Origin of the sequence: Escherichia sp. KS167_9B (assembly GCF_030295215.1) — a bacterium.
Taxonomy (GTDB): Bacteria; Pseudomonadota; Gammaproteobacteria; order Enterobacterales; family Enterobacteriaceae; genus Escherichia; species Escherichia coli_F.
The window spans coordinates 2256504-2281497 of sequence record NZ_AP025754.1 but is presented as its reverse complement, the minus strand read 5'-3'; the positions used below and the strand labels follow the sequence as shown (position 1 = coordinate 2281497).

The 24994-nt window shown below is 50.3% G+C and carries 24 protein-coding genes; 14 read left to right on the top strand and 10 right to left on the bottom strand.

The features are described 5' to 3' along the window. Window positions 1-58: 58 nt before the first annotated feature. On the bottom strand, window positions 59-928 hold the full coding sequence (gene hexR, locus QUE34_RS11485; RefSeq protein ID WP_001056701.1) for a DNA-binding transcriptional regulator HexR: 870 nt from the start codon (window positions 926-928) through the stop codon (window positions 59-61). Window positions 929-1265: 337 nt separating this feature from the next. On the opposite strand from hexR, the gene zwf reads away from it, so the two are divergent. The 3 genes from zwf (at window position 1266) to kdgA (ending at window position 5465) form a co-directional block, all read left to right on the top strand. After that, window positions 1266-2741 carry a glucose-6-phosphate dehydrogenase gene (gene zwf, locus QUE34_RS11480; RefSeq protein WP_000301730.1) on the top strand — a complete coding sequence of 492 codons (1476 nt, stop codon included), beginning with the start codon at window positions 1266-1268 and terminating at the stop codon, window positions 2739-2741. A gap of 234 nt (window positions 2742-2975) precedes the next feature. Continuing rightward, window positions 2976-4787, top strand: coding sequence for a phosphogluconate dehydratase (gene edd, locus QUE34_RS11475; protein ID WP_001069467.1), 1812 nt, complete (start codon window positions 2976-2978; stop codon window positions 4785-4787). A 36-nt stretch (window positions 4788-4823) separates the two neighbouring features. Further along, window positions 4824-5465: a bifunctional 4-hydroxy-2-oxoglutarate aldolase/2-dehydro-3-deoxy-phosphogluconate aldolase gene (gene kdgA / locus QUE34_RS11470; RefSeq protein WP_000800512.1), complete on the top strand. Its 642-nt coding sequence runs from the start codon at window positions 4824-4826 to the stop codon at window positions 5463-5465. Between the two features lie 55 nt (window positions 5466-5520). On the opposite strand, the gene purT is transcribed toward kdgA, so the two are convergent. After that, a complete protein-coding gene (gene purT, locus QUE34_RS11465; RefSeq protein ID WP_103253656.1) occupies window positions 5521-6699 on the bottom strand; it encodes a formate-dependent phosphoribosylglycinamide formyltransferase in 1179 nt (392 codons plus the stop codon). 133 nt (window positions 6700-6832) lie between these two features. On the opposite strand from purT, the gene yebG reads away from it, so the two are divergent. From yebG to ptrB, 4 genes are all read left to right on the top strand, one after another. After that, on the top strand, window positions 6833-7123 hold the full coding sequence (gene yebG, locus QUE34_RS11460) for a DNA damage-inducible protein YebG (protein ID WP_000257738.1): 291 nt from the start codon (window positions 6833-6835) through the stop codon (window positions 7121-7123). Window positions 7124-7189: 66 nt separating this feature from the next. Continuing rightward, window positions 7190-7546 (top strand): protein YebF, encoded by a 357-nt coding sequence (yebF, locus tag QUE34_RS11455; protein WP_001295500.1) that lies wholly within the window; start codon window positions 7190-7192, stop codon window positions 7544-7546. A 326-nt stretch (window positions 7547-7872) separates the two neighbouring features. Next, window positions 7873-8532, top strand: a complete 660-nt coding sequence (locus QUE34_RS11450; protein ID WP_000024733.1) for a tellurite resistance TerB family protein — start codon at window positions 7873-7875, stop codon at window positions 8530-8532. A 206-nt stretch (window positions 8533-8738) separates the two neighbouring features. Further along, complete coding sequence (gene ptrB / locus QUE34_RS11445) at window positions 8739-10799, top strand: oligopeptidase B (protein WP_103253655.1); 2061 nt, start codon at window positions 8739-8741, stop codon at window positions 10797-10799. Here the strand turns inward: ptrB and exoX are convergent. The 3 genes from exoX to holE all read right to left on the bottom strand — a co-directional run bounded on the left by exoX (window position 10796) and on the right by holE (window position 12470). Further along, window positions 10796-11458, bottom strand: coding sequence for an exodeoxyribonuclease X (gene exoX, locus QUE34_RS11440; protein WP_000944249.1), 663 nt, complete (start codon window positions 11456-11458; stop codon window positions 10796-10798). The genes ptrB and exoX overlap by 4 nt on opposite strands. A 23-nt stretch (window positions 11459-11481) precedes the next feature. Beyond that, window positions 11482-12138 (bottom strand): carbon-nitrogen hydrolase family protein YobB, encoded by a 657-nt coding sequence (gene yobB / locus QUE34_RS11435; RefSeq protein WP_000011660.1) that lies wholly within the window; start codon window positions 12136-12138, stop codon window positions 11482-11484. 101 nt (window positions 12139-12239) lie between these two features. Beyond that, window positions 12240-12470, bottom strand: a complete 231-nt coding sequence (gene holE / locus QUE34_RS11430; protein WP_000916763.1) for a DNA polymerase III subunit theta — start codon at window positions 12468-12470, stop codon at window positions 12240-12242. A gap of 138 nt (window positions 12471-12608) precedes the next feature. Here holE and yobA point away from each other — a divergent pair, with 138 nt between their 5' ends. From yobA to pphA, 4 genes are all read left to right on the top strand, one after another. Continuing rightward, window positions 12609-12983 (top strand): CopC domain-containing protein YobA, encoded by a 375-nt coding sequence (gene yobA / locus QUE34_RS11425; protein ID WP_000204701.1) that lies wholly within the window; start codon window positions 12609-12611, stop codon window positions 12981-12983. 3 nt (window positions 12984-12986) lie between these two features. After that, the gene (gene copD / locus QUE34_RS11420) at window positions 12987-13859 is read left to right on the top strand and encodes a copper homeostasis membrane protein CopD (RefSeq protein WP_039020725.1); all 873 of its coding nucleotides are present in this window, start codon (window positions 12987-12989) and stop codon (window positions 13857-13859) included. Between the two features lie 12 nt (window positions 13860-13871). After that, window positions 13872-14213, top strand: coding sequence for a YebY family protein (locus QUE34_RS11415; RefSeq protein ID WP_000976467.1), 342 nt, complete (start codon window positions 13872-13874; stop codon window positions 14211-14213). A 394-nt stretch (window positions 14214-14607) separates the two neighbouring features. Continuing rightward, window positions 14608-15264: a protein-serine/threonine phosphatase gene (gene pphA / locus QUE34_RS11410; protein WP_000812737.1), complete on the top strand. Its 657-nt coding sequence runs from the start codon at window positions 14608-14610 to the stop codon at window positions 15262-15264. Here the strand turns inward: pphA and QUE34_RS11405 are convergent, their stop codons facing one another. The 5 genes from QUE34_RS11405 to yebS form a co-directional block, all read right to left on the bottom strand. Continuing rightward, the gene (locus QUE34_RS11405; protein ID WP_001296140.1) at window positions 15265-15456 is read right to left on the bottom strand and encodes a YdfD/YebW family protein; all 192 of its coding nucleotides are present in this window, start codon (window positions 15454-15456) and stop codon (window positions 15265-15267) included. 104 nt (window positions 15457-15560) lie between these two features. Continuing rightward, window positions 15561-15797 (bottom strand): YebV family protein, encoded by a 237-nt coding sequence (locus QUE34_RS11400; protein ID WP_001295499.1) that lies wholly within the window; start codon window positions 15795-15797, stop codon window positions 15561-15563. A gap of 117 nt (window positions 15798-15914) precedes the next feature. Then, window positions 15915-17354: a 16S rRNA (cytosine(1407)-C(5))-methyltransferase RsmF gene (gene rsmF, locus QUE34_RS11395; protein ID WP_103253662.1), complete on the bottom strand. Its 1440-nt coding sequence runs from the start codon at window positions 17352-17354 to the stop codon at window positions 15915-15917. A 79-nt stretch (window positions 17355-17433) separates the two neighbouring features. Beyond that, window positions 17434-20067: a lipid-binding membrane homeostasis protein YebT gene (gene yebT, locus QUE34_RS11390; protein WP_001306757.1), complete on the bottom strand. Its 2634-nt coding sequence runs from the start codon at window positions 20065-20067 to the stop codon at window positions 17434-17436. Beyond that, the gene (yebS, locus tag QUE34_RS11385; RefSeq protein WP_103253654.1) at window positions 20036-21319 is read right to left on the bottom strand and encodes a membrane integrity lipid transport subunit YebS; all 1284 of its coding nucleotides are present in this window, start codon (window positions 21317-21319) and stop codon (window positions 20036-20038) included. Before yebS ends, yebT begins: the two co-directional genes overlap by 32 nt. A 129-nt stretch (window positions 21320-21448) precedes the next feature. On the opposite strand from yebS, the gene msrC reads away from it, so the two are divergent. From msrC to prc, 3 genes are all read left to right on the top strand, one after another. After that, complete coding sequence (gene msrC, locus QUE34_RS11380) at window positions 21449-21946, top strand: free L-methionine (R)-S-oxide reductase MsrC (RefSeq protein WP_001043890.1); 498 nt, start codon at window positions 21449-21451, stop codon at window positions 21944-21946. A gap of 96 nt (window positions 21947-22042) precedes the next feature. Further along, window positions 22043-22741, top strand: a complete 699-nt coding sequence (gene proQ, locus QUE34_RS11375; RefSeq protein ID WP_000431368.1) for an RNA chaperone ProQ — start codon at window positions 22043-22045, stop codon at window positions 22739-22741. A gap of 19 nt (window positions 22742-22760) precedes the next feature. After that, the gene (gene prc, locus QUE34_RS11370; protein WP_103253653.1) at window positions 22761-24809 is read left to right on the top strand and encodes a carboxy terminal-processing peptidase; all 2049 of its coding nucleotides are present in this window, start codon (window positions 22761-22763) and stop codon (window positions 24807-24809) included. Window positions 24810-24994 lie beyond the last annotated feature (185 nt).

The following is a 24994-nucleotide window of genomic DNA, read 5'->3' as shown; positions in this document are numbered from 1 at the left end:
TGGCGATAAAGTAATCTCATTCGGATGTCGTATAAGATTAGAACAGTGACAGTCGTTTTTAGCGATCGTCACTTAAATTAAGTAACTGCTTATCAAAACGCGATTCCTTCAGCGCTTCCTTGACCCGCTTCAAGTTATCTCTGAATTTTGCACCGCGTCGCAAAGTAAAACCTGTTGCCAGCACATCTATCACGGTCAGCTGTGCAAGTCGAGAAACCATGGGCATATAAATGTCAGTATCTTCCGGTACATCGAGGGTAATTGCTAGCGTTGCTTCTCGGGCAAGCGGGGTACCCGCAGAGGTGAGGGCAATCACCATGGCGTCGTTTTCGCGTGCCAGCTGCGCCAACTCGACCAGATTTTTTGTTCTTCCAGTGTGAGAAATCAGCACCACCACGTCTCCGTCGCTACAATTCATACAACTCATGCGTTGCAGCACGATATCATCGGAGTACACCACCGGAACATTAAAACGAAAGAACTTATTCATCGCATCGTGGGCAACGGCAGCAGAAGAGCCTAATCCAAAAAACGCGATTTTTTTGGCCTGAGTGAGCAAGTCGACGGCGCGGTTAACGGCAGATTTATCCAGTGAATGACGGACATGATCGAGCGTCGCCATTGCCGACTCAAATATTTTTCCCGTGTATGATTCAACGCTGTCATCTTCATTGACGTTGCGATTAACATAGGGGGTGCCATTCGCCAGACTTTGTGCCAGATGCAGTTTAAAATCAGGAAAACCGCGCGTGTCCATACTGCGACAGAAACGATTCACCGTCGGTTCACTAACATTGGCCTCCAGCGCCAGAGCAGCAATACTCGAATGGATCGCGTTATCGGGCGAAGCCAGAATGACCTCGGCAACTTTGCGCTCTGATTTGCTCAAATGTTCCAGCTGAGACTGGATTTTTTCCAGCATATTCATGATGTAAAGAGACTCACGGGTAATGACGATTTCCGCACTGAAAGAAATCGAAATGCAGTTTTGTCAGATATTACGCCTGTGTGCTGTGTTAATGACAAAAGCAGATAAAAAAGTTGTTATTTTTTTTCATAACATGATCAGTGTCAGATTTTTACCCAATGGAAAACGATGATTTTTTTATCAGTTTTGCCGCACTTTGCGCGCTTTTACCGTAATCGCACGGGTGGATAAGCGTTTACAGTTTTCGCAAGCTCGTAAAAGCAGTACAGTGCACCGTAAGAAAATTACAAGTATACCCTGGCTTAAGTACCGGGTTAGTTAACTTAAGGAGAATGACATGGCGGTAACGCAAACAGCCCAGGCCTGTGACCTGGTCATTTTCGGCGCGAAAGGCGACCTTGCGCGTCGTAAATTGCTGCCTTCCCTGTATCAACTGGAAAAAGCCGGTCAGCTCAACCCGGACACCCGGATTATCGGCGTAGGGCGTGCTGACTGGGATAAAGCGGCATATACCAAAGTTGTCCGCGAGGCACTCGAAACTTTCATGAAAGAAACCATTGATGAAGGTTTATGGGACACCCTGAGTGCACGTCTGGATTTTTGTAATCTCGATGTCAATGACACAGCTGCATTCAGCCGTCTCGGCGCGATGCTGGATCAAAAAAATCGTATCACCATTAACTACTTTGCCATGCCGCCCAGCACTTTTGGCGCAATTTGCAAAGGGCTTGGTGAGGCAAAACTGAATGCTAAACCGGCACGCGTAGTCATGGAGAAACCGCTGGGGACGTCGTTGGCGACCTCGCGGGAAATCAACGATCAGGTTGGCGAATACTTCGAGGAGTGCCAGGTTTACCGTATCGACCACTATCTTGGTAAAGAAACGGTGCTGAACCTGTTGGCGCTGCGTTTTGCTAACTCCCTGTTTGTGAATAACTGGGACAATCGCACTATTGATCATGTTGAGATTACCGTGGCAGAAGAAGTGGGGATCGAAGGGCGCTGGGGCTATTTTGATAAAGCCGGTCAGATGCGCGATATGATCCAAAACCACCTGCTGCAAATTCTTTGCATGATTGCGATGTCTCCGCCGTCTGATTTGAGTGCAGACAGCATCCGCGATGAAAAAGTCAAAGTACTGAAGTCTCTGCGCCGCATTGACCGCTCCAACGTGCGCGAAAAAACCGTACGCGGGCAATATACTGCGGGCTTCGCCCAGGGCAAAAAAGTGCCGGGCTATCTGGAAGAAGAGGGCGCGAACAAGAGCAGCAATACAGAAACCTTCGTGGCGATCCGCGTCGACATTGATAACTGGCGCTGGGCCGGTGTGCCATTCTACCTGCGTACTGGTAAACGTCTACCGACCAAATGTTCTGAAGTCGTGGTCTATTTCAAAACACCTGAACTGAATCTGTTTAAAGAGTCGTGGCAGGATCTGCCGCAGAATAAACTGACTATCCGTCTGCAACCTGATGAAGGCGTGGATATCCAGGTACTGAATAAAGTTCCTGGCCTTGACCACAAACATAACCTGCAAATCACCAAGCTGGACTTGAGCTATTCAGAAACCTTTAATCAGACGCATTTAGCAGATGCCTATGAACGTCTGCTGCTGGAAACCATGCGCGGTATTCAGGCACTGTTTGTACGTCGTGATGAAGTAGAAGAAGCCTGGAAATGGGTGGACTCCATTACTGAGGCGTGGGCGATGGACAATGATGCGCCGAAACCGTATCAGGCCGGAACCTGGGGACCGGTTGCCTCGGTGGCGATGATTACTCGTGATGGCCGTTCCTGGAATGAGTTTGAGTAATATCTGCACTCATCCTTTATGGTTATTTTACCGGTAACATGATCTTGCACAGATTGTAGAACAATTTTTACACTTTCAGGCCTCGTGTGGATTCACCCACGAGGCTTTTTTTATTACACTGACTGAAACGTTTTTGCCCTATGAGCTCCGGTTACAGGCGTTTCAGTCATAAATCCTCTGAATGAAACGCGTTGTGAATCATCCTGCTCTGACAACTCAATTTCAGGAGCCTTTATGAATCCACAATTGTTACGCGTAACAAATCGAATCATTGAACGTTCGCGCGAGACTCGCTCTGCTTACCTCGCCCGGATAGAACAAGCGAAAACTTCGACCGTTCATCGTTCGCAGTTGGCATGTGGTAACCTGGCACACGGTTTCGCTGCCTGCCAGCCAGAAGACAAAGCCTCTTTGAAAAGCATGTTGCGTAACAATATCGCCATCATCACTTCCTATAACGACATGCTCTCCGCACACCAGCCTTATGAACACTATCCAGAAATCATTCGTAAAGCCCTGCATGAAGCGAATGCGGTTGGTCAGGTTGCGGGCGGTGTTCCGGCGATGTGTGATGGTGTCACCCAGGGGCAGGATGGAATGGAATTGTCGCTGTTAAGCCGCGAAGTGATTGCGATGTCTGCGGCGGTGGGGCTGTCCCATAACATGTTTGATGGTGCGCTGTTCCTCGGAGTGTGCGACAAGATTGTTCCGGGTCTGACGATGGCAGCCCTGTCGTTTGGGCATTTGCCTGCGGTGTTTGTGCCGTCTGGACCGATGGCAAGCGGTTTGCCAAATAAAGAAAAAGTGCGTATTCGTCAGCTTTATGCCGAAGGTAAAGTGGACCGCATGGCACTACTGGAGTCAGAAGCCGCATCTTATCATGCGCCGGGAACATGTACTTTCTACGGTACTGCCAACACCAACCAGATGGTGGTGGAGTTTATGGGGATGCAGTTGCCAGGCTCTTCTTTTGTTCATCCGGATTCACCGCTGCGCGATGCTTTGACCGCAGCCGCTGCGCGTCAGGTTACACGCATGACCGGTAACGGTAATGAATGGATGCCGATCGGTAAGATGATAGATGAGAAAGTGGTGGTGAACGGTATCGTTGCACTGCTGGCGACCGGTGGTTCCACTAACCACACCATGCACCTGGTGGCGATGGCGCGCGCGGCTGGTATTCAGATTAACTGGGATGACTTCTCTGACCTTTCTGATGTTGTACCGCTGATGGCACGTCTCTACCCGAACGGTCCGGCCGATATTAACCACTTCCAGGCGGCAGGTGGCGTACCGGTTCTGGTGCGTGAACTGCTCAAAGCAGGCCTGCTGCATGAAGATGTCAATACGGTGGCAGGCTTTGGTCTGTCTCGTTATACCCTTGAACCATGGCTGAATAATGGTGAACTGGACTGGCGGGAAGGGGCGGAAAAATCACTCGACAGCAATGTGATCGCTTCCTTCGAACAACCTTTCTCTCATCATGGTGGGACAAAAGTGTTAAGCGGTAACCTGGGCCGCGCGGTTATGAAAACCTCTGCCGTGCCGGTTGAGAACCAGGTGATTGAAGCGCCTGCGGTTGTTTTTGAAAGCCAGCATGACGTTATGCCGGCCTTTGAAGCGGGTTTGCTGGACCGCGATTGTGTCGTTGTTGTCCGTCATCAGGGGCCAAAAGCGAACGGAATGCCAGAATTACATAAACTCATGCCGCCACTTGGTGTATTATTGGACCGGTGTTTCAAAATTGCGTTAGTTACTGATGGACGACTCTCCGGCGCTTCAGGTAAAGTGCCGTCAGCTATCCACGTAACACCAGAAGCCTACGATGGCGGGCTGCTGGCAAAAGTGCGCGACGGGGACATCATTCGTGTGAATGGACAGACAGGCGAACTGACGCTGCTGGTAGACGAAGCGGAACTGGCTGCTCGCGAACCGCACATTCCTGATCTGAGCGCGTCACGCGTGGGAACAGGACGTGAATTATTCAGCGCCTTGCGTGAAAAACTGTCCGGTGCCGAACAGGGCGCAACCTGTATCACTTTTTAAGACGACAAATTTGTAATCAGGCGAGAGAAAACTCTGATGAAAAACTGGAAAACAAGTGCAGAATCAATCCTCACCACCGGCCCGGTTGTACCGGTTATCGTGGTAAAAAAACTGGAACACGCGGTGCCGATGGCAAAAGCGTTGGTTGCTGGTGGGGTGCGCGTTCTGGAAGTGACTCTGCGTACCGAGTGTGCAGTTGACGCTATCCGTGCTATCGCCAAAGAAGTGCCTGAAGCGATTGTGGGTGCCGGTACGGTGCTAAATCCACAGCAGCTTGCAGAAGTCACCGAAGCGGGTGCACAGTTCGCAATTAGCCCGGGTCTGACCGAGCCGCTGCTGAAAGCTGCTACCGAAGGGACTATTCCTCTGATTCCGGGGATCAGCACTGTTTCCGAACTGATGCTGGGTATGGACTACGGTTTGAAAGAGTTCAAATTCTTCCCGGCTGAAGCTAACGGCGGCGTGAAAGCCCTGCAGGCGATCGCGGGTCCGTTCTCCCAGGTCCGTTTCTGCCCGACAGGTGGTATTTCTCCGGCTAACTACCGTGACTACCTGGCGCTGAAAAGCGTGCTCTGCATCGGTGGTTCTTGGCTGGTTCCGGCAGATGCGCTGGAAGCGGGCGATTACGACCGCATTACTAAGCTGGCGCGTGAAGCTGTAGAAGGCGCTAAGCTGTAAAAGTCAAAATGCCCGATCGAGGATCGGGCATTTTTGTAGCATTTTTTTGCCGGGTTTAACCCTGTACTTTTACCTGTCCGGCGGCGTGCTTTGCGCGCTCAATCGCTTCATCAACACTCTCTGCAGTAGCCAGTGCCACCCCCAGACGACGGCTGCCATCAATTTCCGGCTTACCAAATAAACGAATCTGTAGGCCTGCGCCTACGGCATTCTGCACATTATCAAACGTGACATTCTGACTGGTCAGTTGTGGCAGGATAACGGCAGAAGCTGCAGGACCATACTGACGGATCTCGCCAACCGGAAGTCCGAGCAAGGCTCGCACATGCAGGGCAAACTCCGAGAGATCCTGAGAAATTAACGTCACCATCCCGGTATCATGTGGGCGAGGGGAGACCTCACTGAAAATCACCTCATCACCACAGACAAACAGCTCGACACCAAACAGACCATAACCGCCCAGCGCCAGTACTACTTTGCGGGCAATCTCCTGCGCACGTTTCAGAGCCAGCTGACTCATTTGCTGCGGTTGCCAGGATTCACGATAGTCGCCATCTTCCTGGCGATGACCTACCGGTGCACAGAAATGGACGCCATCCACCGCGCTGACGGTTAGCAGGGTAATTTCGAAATCAAACTTAACGACGCCTTCAACAATTACGCGGCCCGCTCCGGCGCGACCGCCTTGCTGAGCGTATTCCCACGCATGTGTAAGCTGCTCGGCGGAACGAATAAACGTCTGCCCTTTGCCGGAAGAGCTCATTACCGGTTTAACTATGCAGGGATAGCCAATAGCGGCAACTGCTTCGCGGAAAAGACTTTCGCTATCGGCAAAACGATAAGTTGAAGTGGGTAGCTGCAGTTCTTCTGCCGCCAGGCGACGAATACCCTCGCGATTCATCGTTAATTTCGTTGCGCGCGCGCAGGGGACAACATTCCGTCCTTCCTTTTCAAGCTGGATCAGCATATCGGTGGCAATAGCTTCGATCTCCGGCACGATATAATGTGGTTTTTCCAGTTCAACCACACGGCGTAATGCATCACCATCAAGCATATTAATGACATGGGAGCGATGCGCAACATGCATAGCTGGCGCGTCGGTATAGCGATCGACGGCAATCACCTCTACGCCGAGACGCTGACACTCGATGGCCACTTCTTTACCCAGTTCACCGGAGCCTAATAACATCACGCGAGTTGCTGCCGGACGCAGCGCAGTGCCTAATAACGTCATAACGAATATCCCCTGATTAATTCCGCGCGCAGTATAAACGAAAACGTTTGCGCGTGTCTTTATTGTTGATGTTGATTTCCCAATCGAGAAGAAATATACTGTATAAAATCACAGTTATTATGAGAGGCTGCAAATGGCGGTTGAAGTTAAATACGTAGTCATTCGTGAGGGCGAAGAGAAAATGTCGTTTACCAGCAAAAAGGAAGCCGATGCTTATGACAAAATGCTTGATACGGCGGATCTGCTTGACACCTGGCTGACAAATTCTCCAGTGCAAATGGAAGACGAGCAACGTGAAGCCCTTTCGCTATGGCTGGCAGAACAAAAAGATGTGCTGAGCACCATTCTGAAAACCGGCAAATTACCGTCCCCACAGGTCGTCGGTGCTGAATCCGAAGAGGAAGATGCCTCACACGCGGCCTGAAGCAACTTGCGCTCCTGACAATTTGTACCATGCTTTCTCCTGAATCATTGTGCTATGGAGAAAAACATGAAAAAAAGAGGGGCGTTTTTAGGGCTGTTGTTGGTTTCTGCCTGCGCATCAGTTTTCGCTGCCAATAATGAAACCAGCAAGTCGGTCACTTTCCCAAAGTGTGAAGGTCTGGATGCTGCCGGAATTGCCGCGAGCGTAAAACGTGATTATCAACAAAATCGCGTGGCGCGCTGGGCAGATGATCAAAAAATTGTCGGTCAGGCCGATCCTGTGGCATGGGTCAGTTTGCAGGACATTCAGGGTAAAGATGATAAATGGTCAGTACCGCTAACCGTGCGTGGTAAAAGTGCCGATATTCATTACCAGGTCAGCGTGGACTGCAAAGCGGGAATGGCGGAATATCAGCGGCGTTAATGGCCTCTGATAATTCGATTGACCGTCGGCGGATGCGGCGCGAGTGCCTGATCCGCCCTACAAGGCACCTCAATCGTAGGCCTGGGAAGACGCAACAGCGTCGCATCGGGCAATCAGCATCAAACAATGCCACTCAAAACGTCAAATTACGTTCACCTAAAATACCCTTATCACCTGATATACAGTGAACACCTTACCTGGCGCGAATTTCTTTGAATAACGGCCTACCGACCCGCTTATTTGCGCATCTTTTGTCTCGATATACATTTTCTGACATCCTCATCCGCTATGCTACAGGCACTAAAAATGGTTATTGAGGAGCAAATATGGCTAACTGGTTAAATCAACTGCAATCCCTGCTTGGGCAAAGCAGTTCTTCTGCCTCCTCGTCTGCGGATCAGGGATTGGGCAAACTTTTAGTGCCAGGCGCATTAGGCGGATTGGCTGGGCTGCTGGTCGCAAATAAATCAGCACGTAAACTTCTTACGAAATATGGCACCAACGCGTTACTGGTTGGCGGCGGAGCGGTCGCGGGTACGGTGCTGTGGAATAAATACAAAGATAAAATTCGCGCGGCGCATCAGGACGAACCGCAGTTTGGCGCGCAAAGTACGCCGCTGGATGAGCGTACGGAACGTTTGATCCTTGCGCTGGTCTTTGCCGCTAAAAGTGATGGTCATATTGATGCCAAAGAACGTGCGGCAATCGACCAGCAATTGCGTGAAGCCGGCGTGGAAGAGCAGGGGCGTGTACTCATTGAGCAGGCAATCGAACAACCGCTGGATCCACAACGCTTGGCTACCGGGGTTCGTAATGAAGAAGAGGCGCTGGAAATCTATTTCCTGAGCTGCGCGGCTATTGATATTGACCATTTTATGGAACGCAGTTACCTGAATGCACTGGGTGACGCGCTGAAAATCCCCCAGGACGTTCGTGAAGGCATTGAACGCGATCTCGAACAGCAAAAACGCACTTTGGCGGAATAATTCCGCTCTGGATAGCCTGAAGTTGACTATTTCGGGCTATCCAGAACCGCACAGCCATTTGAGCAGGCTGATTTTCTCTGTCTGCATAACATTCGATATCCGCGCCATTACCTGTCATCATCTAAGCAATGACTACCCTGTTTCGCTTGCATCCCCGGTGAGTTTTGCCACCCTTATAAGATGTTTCAACCAGAAAGAACAATAACATGCTACCAAAAGCCGCTCGCATTCCCCACGCCATGACGCTTCATGGCGATACGCGCATCGATAATTACTACTGGCTGCGGGACGATACGCGTTCGCAGCCGGAAGTGCTGGACTACCTGCAACAAGAAAATAGTTACGGTCATCGGGTGATGGCCTCACAACAAGCCTTGCAGGATCGAATCTTAAAGGAAATCATCGACCGTATTCCGCAAAGAGAAGTTTCTGCGCCCTACATTAAAAATGGTTACCGCTACCGGCATATTTATGAACCTGGCTGTGAATATGCTATCTACCAGCGTCAATCGGCGTTCAGCGAAGAGTGGGATGAGTGGGAAACATTGCTCGATGCCAACAAGCGCGCGGCGCACAGTGAGTTTTATTCCATGGGCGGAATGGCGATTACGCCCGATAACACCATTATGGCACTGGCAGAAGATTTTCTTTCCCGACGCCAGTACGGCATTCGTTTTCGTAATCTGGAAACAGGTAACTGGTATCCGGAACTGCTGGATAACGTTGAACCCAGCTTTGTCTGGGCAAATGATTCCTGGACTTTCTACTATGTTCGCAAGCATCCGGTGACGCTGCTTCCTTATCAGGTCTGGCGTCACGCCATCGGTACGCCAGCATCGCAGGATAAACTGATCTACGAAGAAAAAGACGATACCTATTACGTCAGCCTGCATAAAACGACCTCGAAGCACTATGTAGTCATTCATCTGGCCAGCGCCACCACCAGTGAAGTTCGCCTGCTGGACGCGGAAATGGCCGATGCCGAGCCGTTTGTTTTTCTGCCGCGACGCAAAGATCACGAATACAGCCTTGATCACTACCAGCAGCGGTTTTATCTGCGTTCCAACCGCAATGGTAAAAACTTTGGCTTATACCGTACCCGTATGCGTGATGAACAACAGTGGGAAGAGTTAATTCCGCCACGCGATAACATTATGCTGGAAGGGTTTACGCTGTTTACCGACTGGCTGGTGGTTGAAGAGCGTCAGCGCGGGTTAACCAGTTTGCGCCAAATCAACCGCAAGACCCGGGAAGTCATTGGCATTGCCTTTGATGATCCGGCCTATGTGACCTGGATTGCCTACAATCCAGAACCTGAAACCGCGCGATTGCGTTATGGTTATTCTTCCATGACCACACCAGATACTTTGTTTGAACTGGATATGGATACCGGTGAGCGTCGTGTATTAAAACAAACGGAAGTTCCCGGTTTTGATGCGGCGAATTACCGCAGTGAACACCTGTGGATAGTCGCCCGTGATGGCGTCGAAGTCCCGGTTTCGCTGGTTTATCATCGCAAACATTTTCGCAAAGGACACAACCCGCTACTGGTGTATGGCTACGGTTCTTACGGCGCAAGTATTGATGCCGATTTCAGTTTTAGCCGCTTGAGTTTGTTGGATCGTGGATTTATCTACGCCATTGTCCATGTTCGCGGCGGTGGTGAGCTGGGGCAACAATGGTACGAAGACGGAAAATTTCTGAAGAAGAAAAATACGTTTAATGATTATCTTGATGCCTGCGATGCATTGTTAAAACTGGGCTATGGCTCTCCTTCGCTCTGTTATGCGATGGGCGGGAGTGCGGGGGGCATGTTGATGGGCGTTGCAATTAATCAACGCCCGGAATTGTTCCACGGCGTTATCGCCCAGGTACCATTTGTTGATGTTGTAACAACGATGCTTGATGAATCAATTCCTCTTACCACTGGTGAGTTTGAAGAGTGGGGGAATCCGCAGGATCCGCAATATTACGAGTACATGAAAAGCTACAGCCCGTATGACAACGTTACCTCCCAGGCTTATCCGCATTTGCTGGTAACGACCGGTTTGCACGATTCTCAGGTGCAATATTGGGAACCGGCAAAATGGGTCGCTAAATTGCGCGAGCTGAAAACCGATAACCATCTTTTATTGCTCTGTACCGACATGGACTCAGGCCATGGCGGTAAATCTGGTCGCTTTAAATCGTATGAAGGCGTAGCGATGGAATATGCTTTTCTGGTCGCGCTGGCACAGGGAACATTACCCGCTAAGCCAGTAGATTAAGTATTTTCCAGATAATGTTTCAGTGTTAAACGCAGCTCCGGGCTCATGCTGTCCAGGTTATTAAATAACCAGCGCAGATAGCCCGGATCGCGTTCGGCAACGTCGGAAACCGCTTTGCCACGGTATTTGCCAAAGGTGAAGGTCGTCATCAACGATGGACGTCCGGTGATATCGGCCATCTGTTCTGCCGTCCAGCCGGAGGTGTTCATAATATCGATAAGCAACGCAGCGGTGATATAACAGTCATACAACGCGCGGTGATGATGCAGGCCCGGCGGCGTCTGTACATTGAGCTTCCGTATTTTATATAACGCCATATTGCTGTACTTGATCCCTGGCCACAGACGACGGGCCAGTTTCATAGTGCAAATCCACTCACCGGGCATCTCAGGCAGTACGCGGCGGTCAAAGCTGGCGTTGTGCGCGACATACCATTCACTACCGTAATAGTGCGGGATCACATCTTCAATCCACGGTTTATCGGCGACCATGGCTTCGGTGATGCGATGAATCGCCATCGCCTGTGGACTAATAGGACGATCGGGGCGCACCAGGTGGCTCATGGGGTTGACGATTTTTCCGTCAATGACATCAACAGAGGCAATCTCAACGATCCCTCCCTGCAAACCGCAGGTTTCTGTATCGATAATGCGCAACATGGCATGCTCCAGGCCGAAAAAGCCTAGCGTAATGGAATGATATCGCCTTGCCAACCCTGTGATGAACGCTGACCGACTAACAATAATGAACCACGATCGGCGCGAACGATGAGACGACCATGTTCATCCCATAGTGCACTGTTACCACGGGCATTTGCCATCAGCACGGCAATTGAGTACTGATGTGAAAAAAATTGTAAGCGGCGGGTCGACGCCAGCAGGTCGGGTTCCCCCAGACATTGCCCTGTCGTAAATAGTGAACAGGTCGGATCCATATCCATACCTTGCGGTTGTTCATCGACCACCGTGATGGTTCTGGAACGACGGCCCAGACATGCACCATGACTCTGATGGTAGATCCCTGGCGTTTTTCGCCACGGTGCGAACACCGCAATTCCACGAATAAAGCGATCGTTATATTCAACGGGAAGGCCGGCAATGATGGTCATTCGCCAGGTCGTTGCAGCATAACAAAGCGGGTCTAACAGCGAGAGATCGGGGGGGGCAGGAAGGGCACGTCGCGAATAATCACACCCCAGTAAAGAAAGCGATGGAAAAACTAACAGCTGACATTGTTGCCTGGCGGCGGCCCTCACAAACTCCAGATGATGAGCTACCTGTTCGGTCAGTGAGGTTTTACGAGGCTCATATTGCGCTGCTGCAACTTTCCAGAACGACATAATGACTTCCTTTTCAAAATGACTGCAAATTATGGGTGCGGTTTAGAAAATACTCATAATTTAGCAGGCGTTATGTAAGAAAGTGTAACTCTGTATAAGTTTTATTTAAGTTTGGGCTCGTAAGGTAAACGTGACAGATTGACCGAAGCCAAACGGTGGGCGATAAGCCGCTCGCGAAACCAGCTGCGCAAATGTTCAGGCTGTTCACGTTCAACCGCTTCAGCGATCACCGGCATATTGTAGCGTTCTTTAAATGCCACCCCGGCTGCCGCCAAATCGACATTCACTTTATCCATTTCTGTTTGATCCAGTTTAGCCAGATTCTTCAGCATTCTTAATCTCCTCATCATTCGCGGGCAAAAGTTACTAAGAGTGAGCCTGGATGGCAAGCCGGAATTGATGATCCTCGACTCAGACATTAGACAAGGTTATGCTCTGTAAAAAAGTTATTACAAAAAGGAATAGATAATATGACTTCAACTGCACGCTCCCTTCGCTACGCGCTGGCAATCCTGACCACTACGTTGGTGACACCTTCCGTCTGGGCACATGCGCATTTAACGCATCAGTATCCTGCGGCAAACGCGCAAGTGACAGCTGCCCCGCAGGCAATCACTTTAAACTTCTCGGAAGGCGTTGAAACAGGATTCAGTGGTGCAAAAATCACGGGGCCAAAAAACGAAAATATTAAAACATTACCGGCGAAGCGGAATGAGCAGGACCAAAAGCAACTGATTGTTCCACTGGCCGATTCGCTGAAACCCGGAACCTACACCGTTGACTGGCATGTTGTTTCGGTGGACGGGCATAAAACGAAAGGACACTATACCTTTAGCGTGAAATAAATCATGCTGGCGTTTACCTGGATCGCGCTGCGATTTATCCATTTCACCTCGCTGATGCTGGTTTTTGGCTTCGCAATGTACGGTGCCTGGCTGGCCCCCTTAACGATTCGTCGCTTGCTGACGAAGCGTTTTCTGCGTTTACAACAGCACGCTGCCGTCTGGAGTTTGAGCAGTGCCACTGCAATGCTCGCCGTTCAGGGCGGGTTGATGGGAACGGGATGGTCAGATGTATTTTCGCCAAACATTTGGCAGGCTGTTTTGCAAACGCAGTTTGGTGGCGTCTGGTTATGGCAAATTGTTCTCGCCCTCGTAACGTTGATCGTCGCCCTTATGCAACCGCGGAATATGCCACGTTTGCTGTTTATGCTCACTACCGCGCAATTTATTCTGCTGGCGGGAGTCGGGCATGCGACGCTGAATGAAGGGGTAACGGCGAAAATCCATCAGACTAATCACGCGATTCACCTGATCTGTGCGGCGGCGTGGTTTGGAGGATTACTTCCGGTGCTCTGGTGTATGCAACTCATCAAAGGCCGTTGGCGACACCAGGCTATTCAGGCGCTGATGCGTTTTTCCTGGTGCGGGCATTTTGCGGTGATCGGCGTACTGGCAAGCGGCGTGCTTAATGCATTGTTGATTACCAGATTTCCCCCCACGCTTACGACTTACTGGGGCCAACTCTTATTGCTCAAAGCCATCCTGGTGATGATTATGGTGGTCATCGCGCTGGCTAATCGTTATGTTCTTGTACCGCGCATGAGGCAGGATGAAGATCGTGCGGCTCCCTGGTTTGTGTGGATGACTAAACTCGAATGGGCGATAGGTGCGGTAGTGCTGGTGATCATCAGCCTGCTTGCGACTCTCGAACCTTTTTGATGGATTACGAAAATGATGAAAAAAAGTATTCTGGCGTTTCTGTTACTCACCAGTTCTGCAGCGGCGCTGGCGGCACCGCAGGTGATTACCGTCAGTCGTTTTGAAGTGGGTAAAGACAAATGGGCATTTAACCGCGAAGAGGTGATGCTGACATGCCGACCGGGCCATGCGTTGTATGTTATTAATCCGAGTACCCTCGTGCAGTATCCTTTGAACGATATCGCACAAAAGGAAGTCGCCAGCGGGAAGACCAATGCCCAGCCCATTTCGGTGATTCAGATTGATGATCCTAACAATCCAGGTGAAAAAATGAGTCTGGCACCGTTTATAGAGCGAGCTGAAAAACTCTGTTAATTACCTAAAATAGCCTTTTGATTTCCAATAAAAAACCGCCTCAGTTCTTTCACCAGAACAGGCGGTTTTTAACATTTAAGCTGATGACCACCACGCTTTTTATTGACCATTTTGCACGCAAACTGGAAAACCTGGCGTCGTCATCTATTCTTAAAGGGCAAGGCAACTAAGCCTGCATTAATGCCAACTTTTAGCGCACGGCTCTCTCCCAAGAGCCATTTCCCTGGACCGAATACAGGAATCGTGTTCGGTCTCTTTTTATCTGTTAAAAGCCAGAAGCATTCCCTTCGCTGACTATATAGTCAACCATAACACACACTCTACTGTCTGAGTCCAGCGTTTTTTAACATTCTTGTTAAGATTATGTGATCTTTAGCGCGGGAGGAAAATATTGATGAAACAGCCTGCGCCCGTTTATCAGAGAATTGCGGGTCATCAATGGCGACATATCTGGCTTTCAGGCGATATACACGGTTGTCTTGAGCAGTTGCGCCGCAAATTATGGCATTGTCGTTTTGATCCGTGGCGAGATTTACTTATCTCAGTGGGAGACGTTATCGATCGTGGGCCGCAAAGTTTACGTTGCCTGCAGTTACTGGAACAACATTGGGTTCGTGCGGTAAGAGGCAATCATGAACAGATGGCGATGGATGCGCTGGCATCCCAGCAGATGTCTTTGTGGTTGATGAATGGCGGCGACTGGTTTATTGCGCTGGCAGATAATCAACAGAAACAAGCGAAAACGGCGCTGGAAAAATGTCAGTATTTGCCCTTTATTCTTGAAGTACACAGTCGCACCGGCAAACATGTTATTGCCCATGCCGATTATCCGGATGATGTTTATGAATGGCAAAAGGACGTCGATTTGCATCAGGTCTTGTGGAGCCGCTCACGATTACGTGAAGGCCAAAAAGGGCAGGGAATTACAGGTGCTGATCATTTCTGGTTTGGTCATACACCGTTGCGCCATCGCGTGGATATTGGCAACCTGCATTATATTGATACCGGTGCTGTCTTTGGGGGAGAACTGACTCTTGTGCAATTGCAATAATTAAAAATCACCGTACTCCTGTGCAGGTCGCCAGAAACCATCTATAAAATCCTCAATCGGAAAACAACCGCCATGGCGGATCCGTTGATCGCTCATAGAATAAAGACACTGTTGTTCCGTGTTGTAGACATCCACAACAATATCTTCACAACCGCCATCCAGGTAGCAAACAAAAAGTACCAGCGCGAACATTTCATCCCCGAAGTGTGGTGCCGTACCGTTAAGTTTAGGAGAGATTTTACAACGGGGGAATAACCAGGACAAATAACCCGCCATGCCGACGGGTTCTTTTTGGATCAGGCAAGACGCATAATCCAGGCATCAGATTGTTGATCGTAACGGGTACGGTAAAGGACAGAGTGTTCGCCATTTAGCAGGGCAGGGATACTGGTTTCAGCATCCCAGGCATCCAGTTGCATACATAAATCGGGGTCTGATTTACAAGGAATGGTTAACGTTCGATCACCCGGCGATTCACCGTGTAACTCGCCGTCGTCGATTTCAAAAGCGCCTATGCGCACACTGGTTTTCATCTTCGTGCTCTCCATTTAGCTGCCGGTTGTGGTACGACCAGTTCGATCGCACCATTTTTCAGCCTAGTTGAGGCAGCCGAATGTGCCAGTCAAAAAGTGCGCTTTTTTTGTGCGCTGTCAGGCGTTACCTGTAAAAAGTTTCCCGTCCCGCACCAGTTCACGCGGGTAGCTGTTTTTCAGTCGCGAACCAATCCGTTTGGCTAAACCAATCGGCTGCTGTTGGAAAGTAACCAATACATCATCCGCTACTGGCGCGGCTTGCGGGTAAACATCGCGCCCGCGATACCACTCTTCCGCTTCCTGCGGTGTCAGTTCAAAAGCGTTCACATTGTTGGGGGAGGCAAGGGCAATAACCGCTTCATGCTGCCAGCGATAACCTTTGTTATGTGTTTCGGCAAGTTTAATCCCCAACCGAGAAAATCGGACTTTACCGATCAAGGCTTCAATGCCCACCGGGAACAACCACAGTTCTTTGTCGCGTTGCCAGAGTCGCAGGTTTCCATCCCAGTTTAAGCCAACACTTGCAGCCGCCTGACGAATTTGACCGGCTTCGCGATCTTTCACCGGGCTAAACGGGAAATTGCCCACTTTGTATTTTGGGGCGGGTAAGACGGGGATCGCCTGAATTTTACGCAGACGAGCAACGAAGAAGCCTTCGCAGTCGTAAATTTGTGGGAAAACATGCAAAAAGCCTTCTTCGGTCAGCGCCTTATTTGCACCAGGGAAGAGATCGCCAAGCGGTAAAAACTCTACTGCGTCGGGGTAAGTCTCTTTCAGCCACCGGCAGACGGCTTCATTTTCTTCTTGGTTTAAGGTACAGGTCGAGTAAACCAGCGTACCGCCAGGACGTAATGCATGAAAGGCACTGTCGATCAGTTCACGCTGGGTGGCAGCGATTTCCTGATTGCTTTCTGGTGACCAGTTTTTCAGCGCATCGGGATCTTTACGCACCACGCCTTCGCCGGAGCAGGGGGCGTCCAGCAAAATGGCATCGAACATTTCTGGTAATGCCGCACCAAATACGCGGCCATCAAAATGCGTGAGCGCAACATTACTGATGCCACAGCGGCTGATATTGGCATGTAACACTTTTACCCGACTGGCGGAAAACTCATTGGCAAGGATCGCCCCTTTGTTATTCATCCGTGCAGCAATTTGCGTCGTTTTGGAGCCTGGCGCAGCAGCGACATCCATCACCCGTTGTGGTGAATTACCGTCAGCAAACAAGGCGGCAACGGGCAACATTGAACTGGCTTCCTGAATATAAAACAGGCCGCTTAAATGCTCTGCGGTACTACCCAACGGCAATGCATCTTCATCGTCGCGTTCAATCCAGAAACCTTCTTCACACCACGGAATAGGCGTAAGCGTCCAGTTATAAGGGGCGGTTAATTGCAGGAAATCAGCAACGGAGATTTTCAGCGTATTAACGCGAATACTGCGGCGCAACGGGCGCTGACAGGCGGCAAGAAAATCATCAAATGAGAGCGTCGAAGGCATTGCTTCGCGCATTTGCGTCAGAAAGGCGTCCGGGAAATAAACGGTGTGTTGGGCCACGAGCATGTACCACAGGCAAAAAAACAGGCGCGCAGTTTAGCATAAACGCTCCGGCGCAGGCACGCCGGAGCAATGGACATTATTTGGGCAGCGCAGTTCCCCATTCACGCCACTCTTTCGGTTCACTTTCCTGCAACAGGAAGTGCTTGCCCTCCTGGGCTTTCGGTGCCAGTGGCGTACCCGGAGGCGTGGCGAAGGCAATGCCGCCACGGATAAACTGGTTAAAGGTGCCGGTTTTCACCACGCCGCCCGTCAGACCAAAGTCCAGACTGTAACCCGATGCCAACCAGAAGACGGAATTGTTACGCACCAGGTGTTGATAGCGTTTACTGATGCGCATCGCAATCATCACGCGATCTGACAATGTCCCCAGCGTCATTCCGGTAACCGTACCAACTTCCAGACCACGGAACAGCACAGGCGTACCGATGCCTAACGAACCGGCTTCCGGCGCTTCAACAATAATGCTTAAGCCATCCAGGTAACGCGAATCAGTTATGGTGGCCTCTTGTAATTCAAAGTCGCGGCGAGGATTGCCCCGGCCAGGTTCGACGTTGATATACGGCTGGAGGATAGTATCAAGATGCTCAACGCCAGCTGCCGAAATTTGCGGTGTGACCACTGAGAAGCGTGTACCACCGCGTGCAAAGGTCTGGACATATTCCGGATAGAGCACCGCCTTTGCCTGTACTTCATTGCGCGCGGTAATCAGATCCAGCGTCTGAATTTGCCCGATATCAATACCGAGATAGCGAATTGGCATCCCGACTGCCAGTTTTCCGGCATCGAAAGCGTGGAGCGTAATCTGTCCGCCAACCGCACGGGCCGCTGTTTCGGAAGCATACAGAATTCGCTTGTCACCTTTACGTTGGCTGGCGCTGGCACCGCTGAGGTTATCGAAGCTAATAGCCCCCTTTAATGCTCTGGAGAGTGGGGATGCCTGTACAGTCAGACCACTACCATTTAGCTGAACTTTCGCCCCACCTTCTGCCCAGAACACGCTGTTGCTGGTCAGAAGGTTGCGATACTCCGGCTTAATATGCAAATCGATATCAAACGCGTTAGCTCGCGGACGCACAGTAATAACTTCACCAACTTCAAATTTACGGTATAGCACTACCGATCCTGCCTGTACATCCGGCAGCGTCTCTGCACTCAAACTCACGGTTGTGGTGGGTAAATCGCTAAGGCTGTTCTCCAGCGCTTTTTCCAGATTGGCATACAGTGGATAGCTGGCTTTCATCTCGCCTTTATCGCCTGGCAGAATACGTATCCCGCCGTTAATCCATTCTGAGGCGCTGGCACCGAGAAACTCAACGCCATCCAGCCCCACCTTCACGTCGACACGGCTGTTGACGACAAATTTGCTATCGCCTTTTACCAGTTCGCGATGCTGAGGCTCGATGGCGACGGTAAAGGTGACGCCTTTGCTGGTGAGTTTACGATCAATAACCTGGCCTACCTGCACGCCGTGAAGAATGAGCGGCTGACCAGCATCAATGCCGTAACTTTCTGGTGCTGTCAGGGTCAGTGTCAGAACATCCGGCTCTTGTAGCAGGGCTTTTTCGCCTGGCACAACAACGAACTCTTTGCGTGGCTCGCCATCGCCGGGCACCAACTCAAAGGTTTTTCCGGTCAGCAGGGCGCTGAGATTGGCATCGCTAAGGGATAATTTCGGGTTGCGTAATTCGATGCGAGTATTTTCACGAAGCAGGGTGACGACGCTGGGATCAACGGTCATTTCCCCAGTGACTTTACCACCAGGATTTAAATCCAGTTTAGTCAGCTGTCCGACTTCCAGCCCCTGATACATTAACGGCGTCGAGTCGGCGGTTAATCCGGCCCCACTCGGCAGTTCCAGTTTTATTATTACGCCACGCTGGCTGTGGGCGAGATCTTCATACAGACCAAAGGTATCTTCCGCCTCGGCAGGTTTCGACTCTTCAGGTGAATCGAAGGCAATCGCACCGTTAACCAGTGCCGCCAGACTTTCCAGTTTCACCTTCGCGCCACTGATACTGACGTTGGCATCAACGCCAGAAACATTCCAGAAACGGCTACCTTTTTTCACCAGGTCGGTAAAACGCCGCTCGATCAGGACATCAATCACCACGCCTTGTTTATTGGGATTGATGGCATAGTCGTAGACTTTTCCCACCGGGATCTTGCGGAAATAGACCAATGAACCACTGTTCAGTGAACCGAGATCGGGGGCTTGCAGGTGGATCATCAGATCGCCATTATCCAGCCGATACTTCGGTTGGGTATCGAGTGCGACAAAGTGATCCTGCTCTTTACCTTTACCCGGCATCATACCGATATAGTTACCACCGACGAGGGCATCCAGCCCGGAGACACCTGCCAGTGAGGCCTTTGGCGTCACCAGCCAGAACTGTGTCTCTTCGCGCAGCGCATCTTTCATATCAGACTTGATGCTGACCTTGACTTCAATCTTACGAAGATCGTCGCTCAGGCTGATATCCTGCACAGTTCCGACTTCAACGCCCTGATAACGAACAGGGGTGCGGCCCGGGACAATACCATCCGCCGACATAAAGTCGATGGTGACGGTATTACCCCGGTCCTGATAACTATCCCAAATCAGCCAACCGGCAATCATTAGCGCGATGAACGGCAGCAGCCAGAAAGGTGAGATACGGCGTTTATTTTTAATCTGCGCTTCAGTCGTCGAAGCGGGCGTTTCCTGACTCATGTGCATCCCAAAGTAAGCGGCTGTCCAGCCATTCCACAGCAAGAATAGTCAAAATTACCGCTGCGCCGAAATAAAACGCAGCCGGTCCCATAGTAAAAGCGAGGATCTGATCGCGATTAATCAGCGACATGGTTAAAGATATGACAAACAGGTCGAGCATCGACCAGCGACCAATCCAGGTCACCATCCGCAGTAACAGAATGCGTGTGCGTAAACCTTGCTGGCATTTAAAATGAATACTCAACAGTAAAGTGAACATGACGATCACTTTAGTAAACGGCACCAGAATACTGGCGATAAACACGATTCCGGCGACCGCAATGTTGCTACTTGCCAGCGACATAATCCCGGAAAGAATCGTATCTTCCTGCCGGCCACCATTCAGATAAATGATAGAAATAGGTAACAGGTTGGCAGGTAACAACAACACGATTGATGCTAACAGCGCCGCCCAGCACTTTTGCAGACTATGACGGCGACGCAGGCGTAGCGGGATATGGCAACGCGGGCAGCGACCACGCTGATCAGGATAGCCGGTAAAATGGCACCCAAGACAGACACGGAGTTTCTCGTCTCTACGTGTAGCGGGGAGCTGCGGATAAAATCGCGCCCACAGTTCCTCGACATTAAGATGTGACAACGTCACCGTGGTCAATATCACTAATGCAACAAAAGAGAACAGACCAATACCCGCCTGAATGTGCGCATAATCCTGCACCTTTATAGAAGCAACGCCAATACCGACCAGATAGATGTCCAGCATCACCCACTCTTTCAATCGCTCAAGCATCAGCAGTACCGGGCGTAGATTCATTCCCAGTCGGTTACCAAACCATAAATAAGCTATGGAGGTCACCAGAATAAGGGGGGCACCAATAACGCAAAAAAAGACCATCGCCCCCGTTATTGCATCGCCCTGTTTGGTCATTTGCCAGATGCCTTGCATGACATTGGCGTCAATACGAATACCTAACAGCCAGATATGCAACAGCGGTTCGCCCCAGGCAAACGGCATCAGCAACAGCATGGTGAATGCCATTGCTGCCAGGCGCGTTAGCGACCAGTCGCGCCCGTCAAGAATTTTTGCCTGACAGCGCGGACAATAGGCACTTTGATGAGAGTTTATCTCGGGTAGGCTAAACAGCATGTCACATTGCGGGCAACGTTGGTAATCACCACGCGGCAGTTCCTCGCCAATTGCCATCACTGTTATCTTTTTTGTCGGCGTAATTTGTGGTGTGTTAAGAGCCATGACGTGCCAAATGTAATAAGAATTAACATTAATATTAACCCATGATGGGAATGATCTTGAGCATTAACGCATTTAATGCTTATTTTAATAGGCTGGCAGTTCCAGGTAAGACAACCAAGTGATTACATAATGAACAAAACAGAATTTTACGCGGATTTAAACCGTGACTTTAACGCGCTGATGGCGGGAGAAACCAGTTTTCTGGCAACGCTGGCAAACACCAGTGCGTTGTTATATGAGCGTCTCACTGACGTAAACTGGGCAGGTTTTTATTTGCTTGAGGACGAGACGTTGGTTCTCGGACCGTTTCAGGGCAAAATTGCTTGTGTACGCATCCCCGTCGGGCGCGGTGTGTGTGGCACTGCAGTTGCCCGTAATGAAGTGCAGCGAATCGAGGATGTTCACGCTTTTGACGGGCATATTGCCTGTGATGCAGCAAGTAATTCTGAAATTGTCCTGCCGCTGGTGGTGAAAAATCAGATTATTGGTGTTCTCGATATCGACAGTACCGTCTTCGGTCGCTTTACAGACGAGGACGAGCAGGGCTTACGTCAGCTTGTGGCACAGCTTGAAAAGGTGCTTGCAATGACGGATTACAAAAAATTCTTTGCGAGCGTCGCAGGATAATCAACGGATAACGTAGCATTTACTGATGGCGTCATTATAATGACGCCTGTTCATGCCTGCGCTTGTTGGCTACGTCCGTTGTAATCAGGAAATTTCATGGAAAATCAACCTAAGTTGAATAGCAGTAAAGAAGTAATCGCGTTTCTGGCCGAACGTTTTCCCCACTGTTTCAGTGCGGAAGGTGAAGCGCGTCCGCTGAAAATCGGTATTTTTCAGGATTTGGTCGATCGTGTTGCCGGGGAAATGAACCTGAGCAAAACGCAATTGCGATCCGCTTTACGTCTCTATACCTCGAGCTGGCGTTACCTTTACGGTGTTAAACCCGGCGCAACGCGTGTCGATCTTGACGGCAACCCATGCGGTGAGCTGGACGAGCAACATGTAGAGCATGCTCGCAAGCAGCTTGAAGAAGCGAAAGCACGTGTTCAGGCACAGCGTGCTGAGCAGCAAGCGAAAAAACGCGAAGCTGCCGCAGCTGCTGGTGAGAAAGAAGACGCACCGCGCCGTGAACGCAAGCCACGTCCGACCACGCCACGCCGCAAAGAAGGCGCTGAGCGTAAACCACGTGCGCAAAAGCCGGTAGAGAAAGCGCCAAAAACAGCAAAAGCACCTCGCGAAGAACAGCACACCCCAGTTTCTGACATTTCAGCTCTGACTGTCGGACAAGCCCTGAAGGTGAAAGCGGGTCAAAACGCGATGGATGCCACCGTATTAGAAATCACCAAAGACGGCGTCCGCGTCCAACTGAATTCGGGTATGTCTTTGATTGTGCGCGCAGAACACCTGGTGTTCTGAAACGGAGGCCGGGCCAGGCATGAACATGTTTTTTAGGCTTACCGCGTTAGCTGGCCTGCTTGCAATAGCAGGCCAGACCTTCGCTGTAGAAGATATCACGCGTGCTGATCAAATTCCGGTATTAAAGGAAGAGACGCAGCATGCGACGGTGAGTGAGCGCGTAACGTCGCGCTTCACCCGTTCTCATTATCGCCAGTTCGACCTCGATCAGGCATTTTCGGCTAAAATCTTTGACCGCTACCTGAATCTGCTCGATTACAGCCACAACGTGCTGTTGGCAAGCGATGTTGAACAGTTCGCGAAAAAGAAAACCGAGTTAGGCGATGAACTTCGTTCAGGCAAACTCGACGTTTTCTACGATCTCTACAATCTGGCGCAAAAGCGCCGTTTTGAACGTTACCAGTACGCTTTGTCGGTACTGGAAAAGCCAATGGATTTTACCGGCAACGACACTTATAACCTTGACCGCAGCAAAGCTCCATGGCCGAAAAACGAGGCTGAGTTGAACGCGCTGTGGGACAGTAAAGTCAAATTCGACGAGTTAAGTCTTAAGCTGACAGGAAAAGCGGATAAAGAAATTCGTGAAACCCTGACTCGCCGCTACAAATTTGCCATTCGTCGTCTGGCGCAAACCAACAGCGAAGATGTTTTCTCGCTGGCAATGACGGCGTTTGCTCGTGAAATAGACCCGCATACCAACTATCTTTCCCCGCGTAATACCGAACAGTTCAACACTGAAATGAGTTTGTCGCTGGAAGGTATTGGCGCAGTGCTGCAAATGGATGATGACTACACCGTTATCAATTCGATGGTGGCAGGTGGCCCGGCAGCGAAGAGTAAAGCTATCAGCGTTGGTGACAAAATTGTCGGTGTTGGTCAAACAGGCAAGCCGATGGTTGACGTGATTGGCTGGCGTCTTGATGACGTGGTTGCCTTAATTAAAGGGCCGAAGGGCAGTAAAGTTCGTCTGGAAATTTTACCTGCTGGTAAAGGGACCAAGACCCGTACTGTAACGTTGACCCGTGAACGTATTCGCCTCGAAGACCGTGCGGTTAAAATGTCGGTGAAGACCGTCGGTAAAGAGAAAGTTGGCGTGCTGGATATTCCTGGCTTCTATGTGGGGTTGACAGATGATGTCAAAGTACAACTGCAGAAACTGGAAAAACAGAATGTCAGCAGTGTGATCATCGACCTGCGTAGCAATGGCGGTGGGGCGTTGACCGAGGCAGTATCGCTTTCAGGCCTGTTTATTCCTGCAGGTCCGATTGTTCAGGTTCGTGATAACAACGGTAAAGTTCGTGAAGACAGCGATACCGACGGTCAGGTCTTCTATAAAGGCCCGCTGGTGGTGCTGGTTGACCGCTTTAGTGCTTCGGCTTCAGAAATCTTTGCTGCGGCAATGCAGGATTACGGTCGTGCGCTGGTTGTGGGTGAACCGACATTTGGTAAAGGCACTGTCCAGCAGTACCGTTCATTGAACCGTATTTACGATCAGATGTTACGTCCTGAATGGCCAGCTTTGGGTTCTGTTCAATACACGATCCAGAAATTCTATCGCGTTAACGGCGGCAGTACGCAACGTAAGGGCGTAACGCCAGACATCATCATGCCGACAGGTAATGAAGAAACGGAAACGGGAGAGAAATTTGAAGATAACGCGCTGCCGTGGGATAGCATTGATGCTGCAACCTATGTGAAATCAGGCGATTTAACGGCCTTTGAACCGGAGTTGCTGAAGGCGCATAATGCGCGTATCGCGAAAGATCCTGAGTTCCAGAACATCATGAAGGATATCGCGCGCTTCAACGCCATGAAGGACAAGCGCAATATCGTTTCTCTGAATTACGCGGTGCGTGAGAAAGAGAATAATGAAGATGATGCGACGCGTCTGGCGCGTTTGAACGAACGCTTTAAACGCGAAGGTAAACCGGAGTTGAAGAAGCTGGATGATCTACCGAAAGATTACCAGGAACCGGATCCTTATCTGGATGAGACGGTGAATATCGCACTCGATTTGGCGAAGCTTGAAAAAGCCAGACCCGCGGAACAACCCGCTCCCGTCAAGTAACATCAATCAGGCACAAGAAATTGTGCCTGATTTTTTAACAGCGGCAAGATGCCGTAAATCAGATGCTACAAAATGTAAAGTTGTGTCTTTCTGGTGACTTACGCACTATCCAGACTTGAAAATAGTCGCGTAACCCATACGATGTGGGTATCGCATATTGCGTTTTGTTAAACTGAGGTAAAAAG